Here is a 13,318-nt window from a genome sequence, read left to right as displayed (position 1 = left end):
CCAACTTTGAACAACAAGGAACAGCTTCATGACATGGCAACTCTATCCTGCCGGTGATTTCGGCAGATACCGTGAACAGTGGGATGAACTCAATGGTCAGGGTCCGAAAAGCCCTGTACTCGACTCCGCATTCATAGCTTATTCCCTGGAAGAATTGGGCAGCGGAAAAGAGATCCTGGCAATTCACCAGGAATCCGACACCATCAACGCCATGACTGTGGTCTATAAATCAAAATTTGGTGTATGGGACACGTTCCAACCCTCTCAGGCTCCCCTCGGGGCATGGATTAACAATTCTGGGAACGAGTTACAGGATCTCATGAAGACCTTGTCAACTGAACTTCCGGGAATCGTACTGAAACTTGGTCTCACCCAGCAAGACCCATCTATCTATCCACGCCCGGCAGATCAGGGTTGTATCTCCACCATGGACTATATAGAAACCGCAACGGTCGATACCTCTGGCAGTTTTGACGACTACTGGTCCTCCAGAGGGAAAAACCTCCGCCACAACCTGAAACGCCAGAGAAATCGCCTGCAAAAAGAAGGGATTGAAACACACCTCAACATCATTCGGGACCGTGATCATGTCAGGGATGCCATTGAGGCCTACGGTAAGCTGGAATCTGCGGGCTGGAAGGGAGAAGAAGGCACGGCGATTGAGATCAACAACTCACAAGGCAAATTCTATGTTGCCCTGATGGAAGATTTCTGCAACAGAAAACTGGGGTCCATTTACCAATACTTCTACAATAATGAACTGGTTGCGAGTGATCTTTGTATCGAGCAGGCAGGTGTCTTCGTCATACTCAAAACCACCTACGACGAGAGCATATCGACCAGTTCACCGGCATTCCTGATGCGGCAGGATACTTTTCAGCAGGTATTCAATAATAAACAGATCAGGTCGATTGAGTTCTATGGAAAAATGATGGACTGGCATACCAAGTGGAGTCATGACTCCCGTATGCTCTACCATGTGAACTGCAAGAAGTTTTAGCCTTCCATCTCTTCTAGAAATTCGAGAGAAGCGCTGCTACGGTATGACAGAGTTAACGAGACTCATGCGCCGTTACCCTAGGGAAGGATATATGCTGAGTAGTATCTCATCGACTATCAAGTGGAAGGCATTTTCCATGCTGAATAGATTGGCAGATGTCAGAAGTCAAACATCTGCAGAGCCCGGCATATACCCCCCAACCAATTACTCTGATAGCGCTGGCGACCTGATCTGGGTTTTCTGCTCCACTATTGGTGAATTAAACGCCTGTCTGCCGTTTATTAAATCACTCGAACTACGTGGGCAGCTTGTTCTGATAACAGACCGCCACTGCTACCGCGAGAGCTATCAAAAGCACTTCGGTAATGCCTATGTCGTAGAACTGACAGGGCGCACGACGGATGGCTCTTACCTGACAGCACAGTTACCACCTTCCCTATTCTTTGTCTGTGAAATACCGGCAATGCCATGTGATGCTCCCTGCCGGCTCTCGTATGGGTTGCTCCACCAGGCAAAGTCCGTCGGAGCCCGCGTTCATCTGGTAAACGCCTGGCTGTACGATTATGCTCCAGCCTGTAGAATGGATAGTCTCGAGGTCCGTCTGTTCCGCAAGGAGTACCTCGACTCATTCGATTCCATCGGGGTCCAGAACGAAAATATCAGATCCAGGCTCATCCAGGCTGGTGCAAGAGAAGAGCGCATCTCCATTACCGGGAACATGAAGTTCGATTCACTGTGGGATGAGAATATCAGGATAACTGACGAGACGAGCAGACCGATCCTCTCCTATCTGGAGAACAGCAATTCACCCATTGTAGTTGCGGGATGTCTGGCAGATATTGATGAATGCTATATTCTAATTGATGCCATCCGTGCGATCAGGATATCCCATCCGGATATCCGGTTTATCATTGCTCCCAGGCACCCGGAAAACCAGTGTTTCATGCAGTCACTCACAGAGAAGCTGGAACAGTCAGGACTGGTTTATAAGATGAAGTCAAAGCTGAGCACGGCTGATCTGGCCGGAAACGACCTTCTCCTGCTGGATACTTTTGGAGAACTGAAAAGTTTCTACTCTATCGCCACCATCTGTTATGTAGGTTGCAATCACAATGTTCTGGAGCCACTTGCATTTGGAAAACCTACCATTGTCTCCGGGGAGTGGAACCCACTCTATCCGAGTTACCCTGTGTATCAGCTAACCCGGGACAAAAAACTTATCATGCACGTTGACAAATCCGAAGGGATAAGTCGCAAAATTATTGAATACGCCACCAAGAATGCTTCAGAAGAAGGGCGTTCCAAACAGATTTTCGCACAACTCAAATCACTTTCCGGGGCAGTTGAGAGGACACTGAAAACCACTCAACTAGCCAGTTACCAGTAAACAACCAACCCGTACCGAATATCTCCCCTAAAGAATAATAAATATGAATAAAAAAGTGCTCCTGATCGCCTACCATTTCCCACCTGTAGCAGTAAGCAGTGGTGTGCACCGCATAGTTTCCCTGGCCAATGCCATGAAGCAACATAACTGGGATGTAGCCATCCTGAGTGCCAGTGAATGGACCTATGAAAGAACGGACAGCGGAACACTGAAAGATATTGATCCCGAAATACGGGTTATCCGTGCCCTGGCTTTCGATACAGCCAAACAACTCTCCATAAAGGGCAAGTATCTTCAATGGATGGCGCTCCCAGATAATCTGCAGTCATGGATCATCTTTGCGGTAATCCGTGGCTTGGCCCATATTGTTAGAAATCGACCGAACCTGATAATCTCCACCTACCCCATCGCCTCTGCGCACCTGATCGCCATCATTCTCAACCGTCTGACCGGCATCCCCTGGATTGCGGATTTCAGGGATCCTATGGCGCAACCCGGCTATCCCAGTGATCCAACCAAGTGGAAAGTATTCAACTGGATTGAGAAGACGGCAGCACGTCGTGCCACACAGTTGGTATTTGCCACTCCGGGTGCACTTGATGAGTACAGGATGCGCTATCCCAAGGTGGAGAGTGGGAAATGGCTACTGGTCACCAATGGCTATAATGAAAAGCAGTATGCCGGCCTGGTTCCAAGGCCGACCAAGGACGGGAAAATCAGGATGGTCCATTCCGGGCTTGTCTATATTCATGAACGAAACCCCAGACAACTCTTTGAGGCCATCAGCAAGCTCAAAACCGACTCCCGTATCTCGGAAGATAGTTTCGAACTTACGCTACGGGCCAGTGGACATGAAGACACCTATTCATCCTGGCTGAGAGAGTTGGGAATAGACGATATCGTCAAGTTAAAGCCCTCTATTCCATATCAGGAGGCATTGCAGGAGATGCTTGATGTGGATGGATTGCTTCTATTGCAGGGCAAAGGATGTAACCAGCAGATACCAGCCAAGGCCTATGAGTATCTCAGGGCGCAGAAACCGGTGTTAGCCTTGACTGATGAGACGGGTGATACGGCCAGGTTGTTGGTGAAAAATAATGTAGCCCATATTGCACCGCTCGATAATGTGGAGCATATATGCAAAACCATAATGCAATTTATTGATGATACAAGAAAACAATCGATTACTAGTTCTAACTCCCCTGACATCACGCGTTATTCCAGAGAAAATATTTCGATAACTTGGGTTACTAACATGGATAAATTAGTACGCAACATTTAGAGTCGCCAATAGGGAATCAGTAAAATCCTTGCCATTAGGCGACGAATAACGGGATCCAGGATATGCGCGAAAAATCGAAGCATACAAATAAGAGTAGCCATGCGGTATAAGATTGTAAGTGCCAGCTGGTGTCATCGAAAAAATATAGGTATCCGGTATTGGCAGGTGAAGTGAGCCATGGCTGCCGGGAGTTACTTCGAGAAATAGCGCGGAGTAAAGAGATGATGATCTTAGCCAGATTGATCAATCGAGATCACGTGCATCTAGTAATAGTGATACCGCAACAGATGTCGGTATCAAAAGCGGTCTAGTTTCTGATGGCAAAGAGTTCGTATAAGCTGCTGTCCGAATATAGTCACTTTAGTAAATGATATTGGGGTCAGCACCTATGGTGCGAATGTGATTAACGAAGTATAAAAGGAATATATCAAGATCCAAGCACCGCTAGATCCGAACGACGATTTTCATGTCGTGTGGCGACATCCATCAGTCGAATGTTCGATCAATTCGCTTTTTAACTGTAACTAGACGTGACCAGCTTTAGCCAGTGGTGTATTCAATTGGTCCTGAATTGGGACAACAGTGAATTTTCATCACGACCAAAAACCTAACTTATTGGGACGTACCATGAATAAAGTAGAGACCAACAGCGACAAGTGGCTAGCGGACAATAATTCGTTAAGAATGGATGCCAATTGTGATTTGTTTCCCGAGGATAGAAGAAAATTTCACCTTCGTCGTTATCAATTCGCTATGGATTATTGTCATGGTAAACGAGTGCTTGATGGAGCTTGCGGTACGGGCTACGGTTCGGCATTAATTGCTGGAGTTGCACGAGAGGTTGTAGGAATTGATATTTCTAGTGATGCAATCCAATACGCAACGGAGAAATATGCAAGTATGAATACAAGGTTTAAAAAGTCATGTGTCGAGTATACAGACTTTGAAGCGAAAACGTTTGATGTAGTGATTTCATTTGAAACAGTTGAGCATACTCTTTGTCCAAAATCTCATATGCGGGAAATAGTTCGATTACTTGATGCTGAAAATGGATTGGCAATCCTATCTGTTCCCAACAGTTGGGGACTGACAGATCACCACTTTTTTGACTTTGACTTTGATTTATTTCGGTCAGTACTTAAACCGCATTTTGAACAAATAGACTTTTTTTATCAACTGGCTGGGGTGGAAATGGATAGTGATAATTATGGAATAGGACCCGTAGAAAGCGCATTGCCAAGTAGTGCTCAGTGTATCTTGGCTGTTTGTGCAAAACCCAGGCAGGATAGCTTGCAAAGCGATCCATTATCTGGAGTTTTTGACGAAATCTATTCGAACGCATTTACCCGGCATAACGAGTACAGAACACTCGCTTATAAAGTCAACACGAATTTCTTCAAGCGTTGTCAATATAAAATAATGAGCGAATGGAACAAACTGAAATCATTAAGTTTCTTTAAATTTAGCTAGCGATGGCCTTTCTGTAGAGATAGAACTCATTCTAGGACCTGTTAACACTAAATGAGGTAAAATACGCCGATGAAAATCACATCGATGCATTTCAAAATCATTGGTAATTTTCTTCCTATTTAGTGGGAAGGGATAGGCGATGTCTACTCCAATATTGAGATTTAAAGAAAACATCTCTTAGGATTCATGGAAAAGGCGAATACCGATGTCTCGGAGTATTTTATTCGTAGTCTCACAATATCCTCATAGTTCGATCATCCTCAACCATACCCGACTCAACCTTAACTCCTTAAATTACTGTGTTAATAGAATTGATATTTTTCAGTTATATCAAGCACATATATGATAGAATCACCCTCGCGAAGTAAATCTAACAAATACTCTTTATTCATAAATATCAATGATATCCATAAGAAAATCGCTATTCTGGTCACTAGGTGAAAAAAACCTTGGTCAGATTATCAGGTTAATCAGTTCCATGATCCTGGCTCGACTCCTGACCCCGAGGGAGATCGGCATATTCTCCCTCTGCGCCGCACTTCTCGCGGTAGCCAGTATTTTTCGGGATTTCGGTGTCAGCGAATATATTATCCAGGAGAAAAACCTGACCCGGGAGAAGCTGAGTGGCGCGTATGCCCTGACTACACTGACCGCCTGGCTAATGGCGGCAGGCCTGTTTTTCTCTCGGGACCTGTTTGCCAACTTCTACAACGAACCCGCACTGATCGATGTCCTGAATATCCTCTGTATCAACTTTGTCATTTTGCCCCTGGCCTCACCGGGTTTTGCGTTACTCAACCGCGAAATGCAATTTCGCAATATTTTTGTGGTTCAGTTCAGCAGCACCATTGTCCACGCCTTGACTGCGGTCACCCTGGCGTTCATGGGGTTTAGCTATATGAGCCTGGCCTGGGCCTCCCTGACAGGCATCGCCTTTCAGACGCTATTGATCATGATCTACCGACCACGGGACTCCCTGATCTTCCCGAACCCCCTACAGATACCCCATGTCTGGCGGTTCGGGGTTATGTTCAGTTCTTCGCGTGCGATTGACACACTGAATACAAATGTCCACGAGTTTGTCATTGGCAGGCAGTTTGGTATGGAGGCCCTGGGTATCTTCAGCCGGGCGCTGGGGCTGATCAACCTGTTCTGGAACAATGTGACAGCCGCCGTAACAAGGGTCGCCTCACCCGCTTTTGCCTCTACTTACCGAAATTCGGAAGAGCAACTGATTATCCTCTATCGAAAGGCTGTGGCGGTTTTTACCGTAATTGCCTGGCCGTTTTTCAGCTTTGTTGCCCTGGAGTCGGAGCGTATTATCTATCTGCTATTCGGCGACCAGTGGTTAGCCGCAGCCCCCCTGGCATCCATTCTGGCAATATCTGCGCTCATCTCAGCGGTGTTTTCCCTGGCGCCAAATGCGCTTATTGCCATGGGGCATGTCAAAAGACGGCTCCAGATAAGTCTCTTGATTGCACCTGTCCATATCATCGGCATTGGTATCGCTTCGCTTTTTGATACATGGACAGTTGCGGCAGTCTGGATTATCAGCTGGAGTGTGGCACTGATGCTCTACAACTATCATCTCTCCGCAACTCTTCGGTTCACCTACATCGACCTGATAAAAAGCACCCTGGGGAGTTTCAAGGTAACCCTGATTACAATCTCCACGCTAATTCTTGCGACACAACTTCTGGAGATGGCGGCACTTCACGATCTTCTGATTCTGCCGCTTCAAGCATGCACGGTTGCATTGGCCTGGTTTTTATCCGTCAGGCTGTTGAAACACCCGGTACAGGAGGAGATCATGAACGTATATATCCAATTCAGAAGCGCAAAAGGACAGGCCTGATGAGAAGTCCCGATCAATCTGCTGCCTGAATTGACGCGGCATTATAACAATACGGGGTTTTGCGGTATGAAAATGGCTAAAAGGATGAATCATCTTTCTCAACCACTGCGTACGGGCTTGGTGCTTTTTATCTTTCTAGGTATATTGCCGATGAATCTGAATGCGCAGTACGCACCCTGGATCGGCGATACACTGACCGGTGCCCCATGTGAAGGAAAGGGGCAGTCCTATGGACCTTTTGATTACACGAATCCAAGGCACAGGGGAGAACATCTCCAACTGGTCGAAGGTGCGCATTTCATGCCAAGGGTTCGCTCCCTTACAGAAGATAGGTTAGATTCCGCGGTAATTAACGACATAGACTACACTTTACGCGCTTTCCCCAATCATCATGATGCGCTTTACGCGGTGACCCGTTATTGGTTTCTCCCTGACTCGTTTAAACGAGTACGCAATAGAATGGTGAGTACGCCACCTGAATGCTATTTTCAGCGCGCCATCTATTTTAAGCCGGATGATGGGACAGTCCGGATGCTCTATGGGCTCTACCTGCACAAATTGAACAAGTACAATGAGGCGCTGGAGCAGTACGATTTGGCTGAAGAACTTGCGCCTGATTCCGCACAACTTCTATACAATATTGGATTGCTCCATTTCGAAATGAAACAGTACGAGAAGTCGCTGGAATATGCCAGGAAGGCTTATGCCTTGGAATATCCTCTGCCGGGACTAAGGAATAAACTGAAAAAGAAGGGATACTGGAAGTGATTAAAAAGGTTCAAGGAACGGGTACGCTACGCGCACCTGTACTGGCCGGCATTTATTCGCCAAGCGGCAGCAGAGAGATAGAGAATGCACTTGAATCCTTCAGCAAAGGACTCAACAGTTCCCTGGATCTGCTGACCTTGAATACAGGCGATTGCGCTGCTCTCTCAAGCGACAGTCTATCGACCTTACCCGGTGGCGGTATAATTGCTCTGACCGGCCACCCACGCTGGAAGTCAGCGGAGCTTCAGGCTATCTCTTCCAGGGAGAGTCATGCCGGTGCCCTTTCGCATGCCTATCTGGAACACGGAATGGCCTGCCTGGATTATCTCGAAGGTCCGTTCTCAGTCCTGATCATGGACAAGCGCAGTAGCCGAATCACCGCGGTAACCGACAGGCTTGGCCTTCATCCCATCTATTATGCTCAAGTTGGGGACGGTATTGTATTTGGCTCCTCTGCCAGCGGTGTTCTTGGCCATCATGAGATAGAAAAAGAACTTCGTGAAGACGGCATCTATGATTACGTCTATTTCCACATGGTGCCCAGTCCGGTTTCCATCTACCGGAATATAAAAAAAATACCTGCCGGTCATTTTGTACAGTTATCCAATGGCGCTCTAAACGAGACAAACTACTGGCTGCCCCGCTTCTCGGAACAGACCGGTGCGGACATCGCTTCCCTGTCAGTCCGGCTCAAAAACCTGCTGAAATCTTCGGTAGATAATGCGACGGATAATTTTGCCACCACAGGATCATTCCTGAGTGGTGGCCTGGACAGCTCAACGGTCACCGGTTTCCTGTCCGAACTACACTCGGATGCAAAAGCGTTTTCTATCGGTTTCTCCGCCGAGGGCTACGATGAAATGGCCTTCGCAAGAATCACCGCCAGGCATTTTGGTGTTGATCTGAATGAGTATTATGTGACACCCGATGACGTGGTTCAGGCTCTTCCTGTGATTGCCACAAGTTATGACGAACCATTCGGGAACTCTTCTGCTCTACCTGCCTATTTCTGCGCCAAACTTGCCCGGGAGAACGGTATCAGCCGGCTACTGGCGGGAGATGGGGGAGATGAGCTGTTTGCCGGCAACGAGCGCTATGCCAAACAAGGCGTCTTTGAGGCATACCAAAAGGTTCCATTATTCTTGCGCAAGGATTTGCTTCAGCCGATTGTGGAGAACTTTCCTGGCAACTTTGGGGTTCTAAACAAGGCCAGAAGTTATATCAGCCAGGCAAACACACCACTCCCCGATCGACTGCAGACTTACAACTTTCTGCACCAGCATAGTCCTGCTGAGATATTCTCTGCCGATTTTCTTTCGGCGGTGGATGTCAATGCTCCGCTCCAGCTACAGCGGGAGACTTATGGCCGTCCCGCTGATGCATCTACCCTGAACCGGATGCTCTATTTTGACTGGCAGTATACGCTTGCAGACAATGACATAAGAAAAGTCAGTCACATGTGCGCCGTTGCCGGGGTGGAGGTAACGTACCCAATGCTGGATGAAAGTCTGTTACGGTTTTCACTTGAAATCCCCAGCAACCTCAAGCTAAAGGGTGGCAACCTTCGCCACTTCTACAAGGCAGCCCTGACCAACTGGTTGCCACAGGAGACCATCGACAAGAAGAAACAGGGCTTTGGATTGCCTTTCGGTGTCTGGATGCAGACCCACAAGCCACTCCAGGAACTGGCGTACGAAAGTTTGCTGGAATTAAAAAAGACGCGTTACTTCAACAACGGGTTCCTTGATCACGCTATCGAACTGCACCGCAAGGGACATGCCGCCTATTATGGTGAACTGATCTGGATACTGATGGTTCTGCAACTCTGGATGGCAAAACACGCCAACTAGTATCTTGTCCTGCCTTCTACGGCGCCTGTCTCACCTCTTTTGATAATAGTTTCTGATCAGCCTGAGCATGAATTTTGCCGGGGAGTCATCCCATGGTGTAAAACGGTGTAGCTGGTAGCGGTCAGAAGATGGAGTCGAAACGCCCCACTGGGTCGACACGGCCGCCGTGAATCCCTGCTGTCGAACCATGTCACAATGTTTTGGCAGATAGTCCTGGCCCGGCTTCCCGTTGGGATATGCGAACACCTTTACCCGACTGCCCGTAATCTCTTCGAGTCTCGCCCTGCCCTCGGCTATCTCGCGCTTTGCCTGCTCATCCGGGATGGAGGACAGAATGGGATGGGTGACCGTATGACCACCGATTTCCATACCGTTTTTGTGAAGTTCTGCCACCTGATCACTACGCATCATAAGATGTGCAGTGCCACCCAGCCCCGGAACCATTGAAGCAATCCAGTCAACCAGGTATTGCCGCTTCTCCTGTGGAAGATGTTTGATTTTACTGATTATTGCCGAGTAAGCGTTATGCCGGTCGTCCCAGTTCTCCAGGCTATAGCTGCCGAGATCTTTTTCAGACAAGTCAAGAGTACTTGAAGGGAAGCTTCTTACTGATTCAATGACAGTATCATTCCACATACGACCACCATCTAGGTATCCCGTTGCTATAAAGAAGGTCGCTTTCAGGGAGTACTTATTGAGTATTGGCAGAGCTATCTCTGCATTATCCGCATACCCGTCATCAAAAGTAATCGTGAGAGACCGTTCGGGGAGTTGTCCCTTCATTAAAAGTTCAGCCGCCTCCCCCACAGTCAGAACATTAAAATTATTTGCAATCAGCTTCATTTGCCAGGTAAACCCATCCGCATCGATCTCGCCCGGGTTAATGGGGTCGACCACTGGATGAACCCGGTGATAATTAAGAATTGAGAGTCTGGCACTCTCTCTCGATGATGTTACCAGTTGCAAAAAAGGCCAATGTCTTGTCGCTGTGAATCCCACCATCCGGCCTACCTGGTTTCTGAAGATGTGGCGAGTGCTGAATGGGGTGTATTGGAAGATGATTGGCGATAACTGTGTTGCTGTCTCAGCGTCTCAAGTTGTTCCTCGGTTATCTTTTTTACAATAAGGATGATGGCAAATAGATGCCAAGGAAAATCGAAGTAGGCCAGGCTCAAGAATGCTCCTCCGGCACAGTAAGCAACCATGCTTATCTGGAAATAGTAGGCAAAGTCATAAGCCCACTTAAGCTCCTCTATCCCTTTGGCATTCTTTCGCACCCATACACCTGTTCTCCAGGCCAGTAACAGAATCATGAGAAACAGTAGCAGACCAATCCAGCCATGGTCACCCAGCACACCGAAATAGATGCTGTGCGCTGCATGCACATCAGTCGGGTTTGGTGCGTAGATCCTAAATGTGGCTGTCGACCAGGAGTTGAATCCACCGCCGGTTAATCGGTCATTCGCCACGTTGACGCTATAGGTCCAGGCATTGATTCTGCCCATTGCCGAAGCATCCTGTTCGTACTCCTGTATGGTACTGATCCGTTCATGCCATTGACTCGGCAGGAAACTGAGGACCAGGAAGCCACCAATAAAGAGCAGAGTAAGGATAATCACCTTGTTCTTTGTTTTTAGCAGCAGGTAGAGCGACATGACCCCAATGGTCAAAAAGGCACCCCTTGAATAGGAGGCAAAAACTGAAAGCCCACAAAGCAGCATTACCAGTATCAGTCCGCGCTGCGCCCAGATATGGGTTACTTGAGTCTTGAGATAATAGATCAGCGGCAACAGCATCAACAGGGCGACAGCGAGTTCATTATTGTCCTCGATGAATGAACCGGGCGGCCCCCATACCCTGAACGCGCCAGCCGTAAGTATGGTGAACAAGCCGCCTTTGATACCGAAAAACCCGATGGAACCTACAATCACCCACAATAAGGCGATCACCTGCTCCTTCTTATGGATCAGCATCAGGGTAAAAAATATAATCAGCTGAATCTTCACAACCTTGATCAGCTGGACGAGTGCAGATTCCGGCTGTAGTGCAAAGAGTGTCGTGAAACCCATCCACAATATGAACAGAATCCAGAAAATGGTAAGCCCGGTGATGGGTAGTGATTTCTTCTCCTTGCTCAACAAGGTGGCAATCAGCAGTACCACCGCAACGACCTGTGCAAAAGGAAAGCTGTAGGCGAATCCCCAGGTAAAACGATGGGGATTCATGTAGCTGAGCCACGACCAGACCAGCACCCCAACGTAGGCATTCCTCAGAATGAACGGCAGCGAGCCAAATACGATCAATGTGAGAATGATATCGCGCATGGTTGGTTTATTACTCTTCCTCAGCCGTTCGATATTTGGCCATATTGCTCTTCACGTACCGGTACTTCCCGGACTTTTCGGCTGGTATCGTATCCACTCTTACGAGATCGACAGTCACATCCTGGCCCAATCTACTTCTGAAGCCGTCAACCACCTGTCGTGACAGGTTGTCGTCAAATGCATCAGATGTCACCAATTTGACGACTATTCTTTCCCTGCTCTCCTGCACAATCTGGAACTGCAGTACTGATGGGATATCCCGCAGGATATAGATCAGGGCCAGTCCATGCATCACGGTGCCATCCATCGCCACGATGAAGTCCGTGGTCCGCCCATGGATCTCTTTAAGTATTGGCAGCCCCCTGCCACAGGGACAGCGCTCTTCACCCAGAACCGCAACATCCCCAGTCCGGTAGCGGATAAAGGGAAACTCGCCGGTTGCCAGGTGAGTAACAACCACTTCACCCGCTTCACCGGCGGGGAGCACGTTTCCATCGCTATCTATAATCTCCACGATGATATCTTCTGCCGTGATATGCATGCTCCCTTCAGGACATTGATGGGCGATAAACCCGGCATCCCTCCCCCCATAGCCGTTGGCTGTCGGGCAACCAAAGATCGACTCAATATCCCTCTTCTGTTCATCATAGAGCCGCTCGGATGTCACAAAGGCGACCTTGATACCCAGCCTATCCATCCCAACCCCTTGTTTTCTTGCATGCCTGGCAATCAAGGAAAGCGATGAGGGATATCCGAACAGCATCTTCGGTTTGACCTGACGGATTTTCTCAACAAATCTATCGAGATTGTCGTCTGACATTTCAAAGGCCGGAATCAATTCTGTACGGAGCAGCCTGTCACGTATTTCCCGCACCCGGTCCTGGGCACCCAGCTCCACCGGTGATCCCCAAACCACGATTTCCGGATCACCGATATCCACCCCCCACCATCGGGTCGCCCGCCACTTGGCCGCTACATCATGACTGACGCGCTCTTTGCCGATATAAAACACCAGTGGTTCACCGGTTGATCCCCCGGTATTGAAGCGCTGCAGTGTCTGACAGTTGTCCGCTTTCAGTGCGTCGGTGTTTTCCTTGATCAGTTGCTTGGTAAGCAAGGGAATACGCTGTAGCGACTCCAGTGACTGAAAGCTATCGGCGGTAAGATCCAGTTTTTTAAACAGCTCGCGGTAATAAGGCACATGCCGCTCAACATGCGACAGCAGGTTTTTCAGCCGCTGTAGTTGGTACGCCCGCAACTGCTCCGGCGACCACCACTGACTCTGCTCCATCTCCTTGCGAATAAATACGCTGTTGTGTCCCTTGAGCTTTTCATGCAGCGGGAAAAGAAACTGGCTGGCAAATCGAGTATAGAGTGACATG

General features: G+C 48.3%; 11 protein-coding genes. 8 read left to right on the top strand and 3 right to left on the bottom strand.

Translation table 11 applies throughout. From position 1 onward, the window contains the following. The first annotated feature begins 28 nt into the window (after positions 1 to 28). From ACHZBF_RS08265 to ACHZBF_RS08230, 8 genes are all read left to right on the top strand, one after another. On the top strand, positions 29 to 1,000 hold the full coding sequence (locus ACHZBF_RS08265) for a GNAT family N-acetyltransferase (protein ID WP_037374737.1): 972 nt from the start codon (positions 29 to 31) through the stop codon (positions 998 to 1,000). Positions 1,001 to 1,091: 91 nt separating this feature from the next. Next, positions 1,092 to 2,387, top strand: coding sequence for a 3-deoxy-D-manno-octulosonic acid transferase (locus tag ACHZBF_RS08260; RefSeq protein ID WP_169720365.1), 1,296 nt, complete (start codon positions 1,092 to 1,094; stop codon positions 2,385 to 2,387). A 43-nt stretch (positions 2,388 to 2,430) separates the two neighbouring features. After that, positions 2,431 to 3,669 carry a glycosyltransferase gene (locus tag ACHZBF_RS08255; protein ID WP_321528173.1) on the top strand — a complete coding sequence of 413 codons (1,239 nt, stop codon included), beginning with the start codon at positions 2,431 to 2,433 and terminating at the stop codon, positions 3,667 to 3,669. 125 nt (positions 3,670 to 3,794) lie between these two features. Further along, entirely contained in the window at positions 3,795 to 3,980 is a 186-nt protein-coding gene (locus tag ACHZBF_RS08250) for a transposase (protein ID WP_394707571.1), read from the top strand. Between the two features lie 316 nt (positions 3,981 to 4,296). Next, on the top strand, positions 4,297 to 5,139 hold the full coding sequence (locus tag ACHZBF_RS08245; protein ID WP_084609787.1) for a class I SAM-dependent methyltransferase: 843 nt from the start codon (positions 4,297 to 4,299) through the stop codon (positions 5,137 to 5,139). A gap of 400 nt (positions 5,140 to 5,539) precedes the next feature. Then, the gene (locus tag ACHZBF_RS08240; protein ID WP_084609785.1) at positions 5,540 to 6,994 is read left to right on the top strand and encodes a lipopolysaccharide biosynthesis protein; all 1,455 of its coding nucleotides are present in this window, start codon (positions 5,540 to 5,542) and stop codon (positions 6,992 to 6,994) included. 66 nt (positions 6,995 to 7,060) lie between these two features. Further along, positions 7,061 to 7,762 carry a tetratricopeptide repeat protein gene (locus tag ACHZBF_RS08235; RefSeq protein WP_321528171.1) on the top strand — a complete coding sequence of 234 codons (702 nt, stop codon included), beginning with the start codon at positions 7,061 to 7,063 and terminating at the stop codon, positions 7,760 to 7,762. Beyond that, positions 7,759 to 9,612, top strand: coding sequence for an asparagine synthetase B family protein (locus ACHZBF_RS08230; protein WP_321528170.1), 1,854 nt, complete (start codon positions 7,759 to 7,761; stop codon positions 9,610 to 9,612). The genes ACHZBF_RS08235 and ACHZBF_RS08230 overlap by 4 nt, the downstream gene beginning before the upstream one ends. Before the next feature lie 30 nt (positions 9,613 to 9,642). On the opposite strand, the gene ACHZBF_RS08225 is transcribed toward ACHZBF_RS08230, so the two are convergent. Genes ACHZBF_RS08225 through ACHZBF_RS08215 form a run of 3 tightly spaced genes read right to left on the bottom strand, consistent with a single transcriptional unit; the run spans position 9,643 to position 13,317 of the window. Then, on the bottom strand, positions 9,643 to 10,614 hold the full coding sequence (locus tag ACHZBF_RS08225) for a polysaccharide deacetylase family protein (protein WP_394707557.1): 972 nt from the start codon (positions 10,612 to 10,614) through the stop codon (positions 9,643 to 9,645). A gap of 5 nt (positions 10,615 to 10,619) precedes the next feature. After that, positions 10,620 to 11,936, bottom strand: a complete 1,317-nt coding sequence (locus ACHZBF_RS08220) for a putative O-glycosylation ligase, exosortase A system-associated (RefSeq protein WP_051301850.1) — start codon at positions 11,934 to 11,936, stop codon at positions 10,620 to 10,622. Between the two features lie 10 nt (positions 11,937 to 11,946). Next, positions 11,947 to 13,317, bottom strand: a complete 1,371-nt coding sequence (locus ACHZBF_RS08215; protein WP_029132463.1) for a phenylacetate--CoA ligase family protein — start codon at positions 13,315 to 13,317, stop codon at positions 11,947 to 11,949. Position 13,318 lies beyond the last annotated feature (1 nt).

This window comes from Sedimenticola selenatireducens, from assembly GCF_963675335.2.
In the GTDB taxonomy this organism is placed as follows: domain Bacteria; phylum Pseudomonadota; class Gammaproteobacteria; order Chromatiales; family Chromatiaceae; genus Sedimenticola; species Sedimenticola selenatireducens.
Note: the sequence above shows the minus strand (reverse complement) of the source record. Positions and strands in the feature narration are given on the sequence as shown.

Coding starts and splice junctions, on each gene's coding strand:
- ACHZBF_RS08265 (WP_037374737.1), top strand. CDS start 29: ATGACATGGCAACTCTATCCTGCCGGTGATTTCGGCAGATACCGTGAA.
- ACHZBF_RS08245 (WP_084609787.1), top strand. CDS start 4,297: ATGAATAAAGTAGAGACCAACAGCGACAAGTGGCTAGCGGACAATAAT.
- ACHZBF_RS08260 (WP_169720365.1), top strand. CDS start 1,092: ATGCTGAGTAGTATCTCATCGACTATCAAGTGGAAGGCATTTTCCATG.
- ACHZBF_RS08220 (WP_051301850.1), bottom strand. CDS start 11,936: ATGCGCGATATCATTCTCACATTGATCGTATTTGGCTCGCTGCCGTTC.
- ACHZBF_RS08225 (WP_394707557.1), bottom strand. CDS start 10,614: ATGGTGGGATTCACAGCGACAAGACATTGGCCTTTTTTGCAACTGGTA.
- ACHZBF_RS08240 (WP_084609785.1), top strand. CDS start 5,540: ATGATATCCATAAGAAAATCGCTATTCTGGTCACTAGGTGAAAAAAAC.
- ACHZBF_RS08215 (WP_029132463.1), bottom strand. CDS start 13,317: ATGTCACTCTATACTCGATTTGCCAGCCAGTTTCTTTTCCCGCTGCAT.
- ACHZBF_RS08235 (WP_321528171.1), top strand. CDS start 7,061: ATGAAAATGGCTAAAAGGATGAATCATCTTTCTCAACCACTGCGTACG.
- ACHZBF_RS08255 (WP_321528173.1), top strand. CDS start 2,431: ATGAATAAAAAAGTGCTCCTGATCGCCTACCATTTCCCACCTGTAGCA.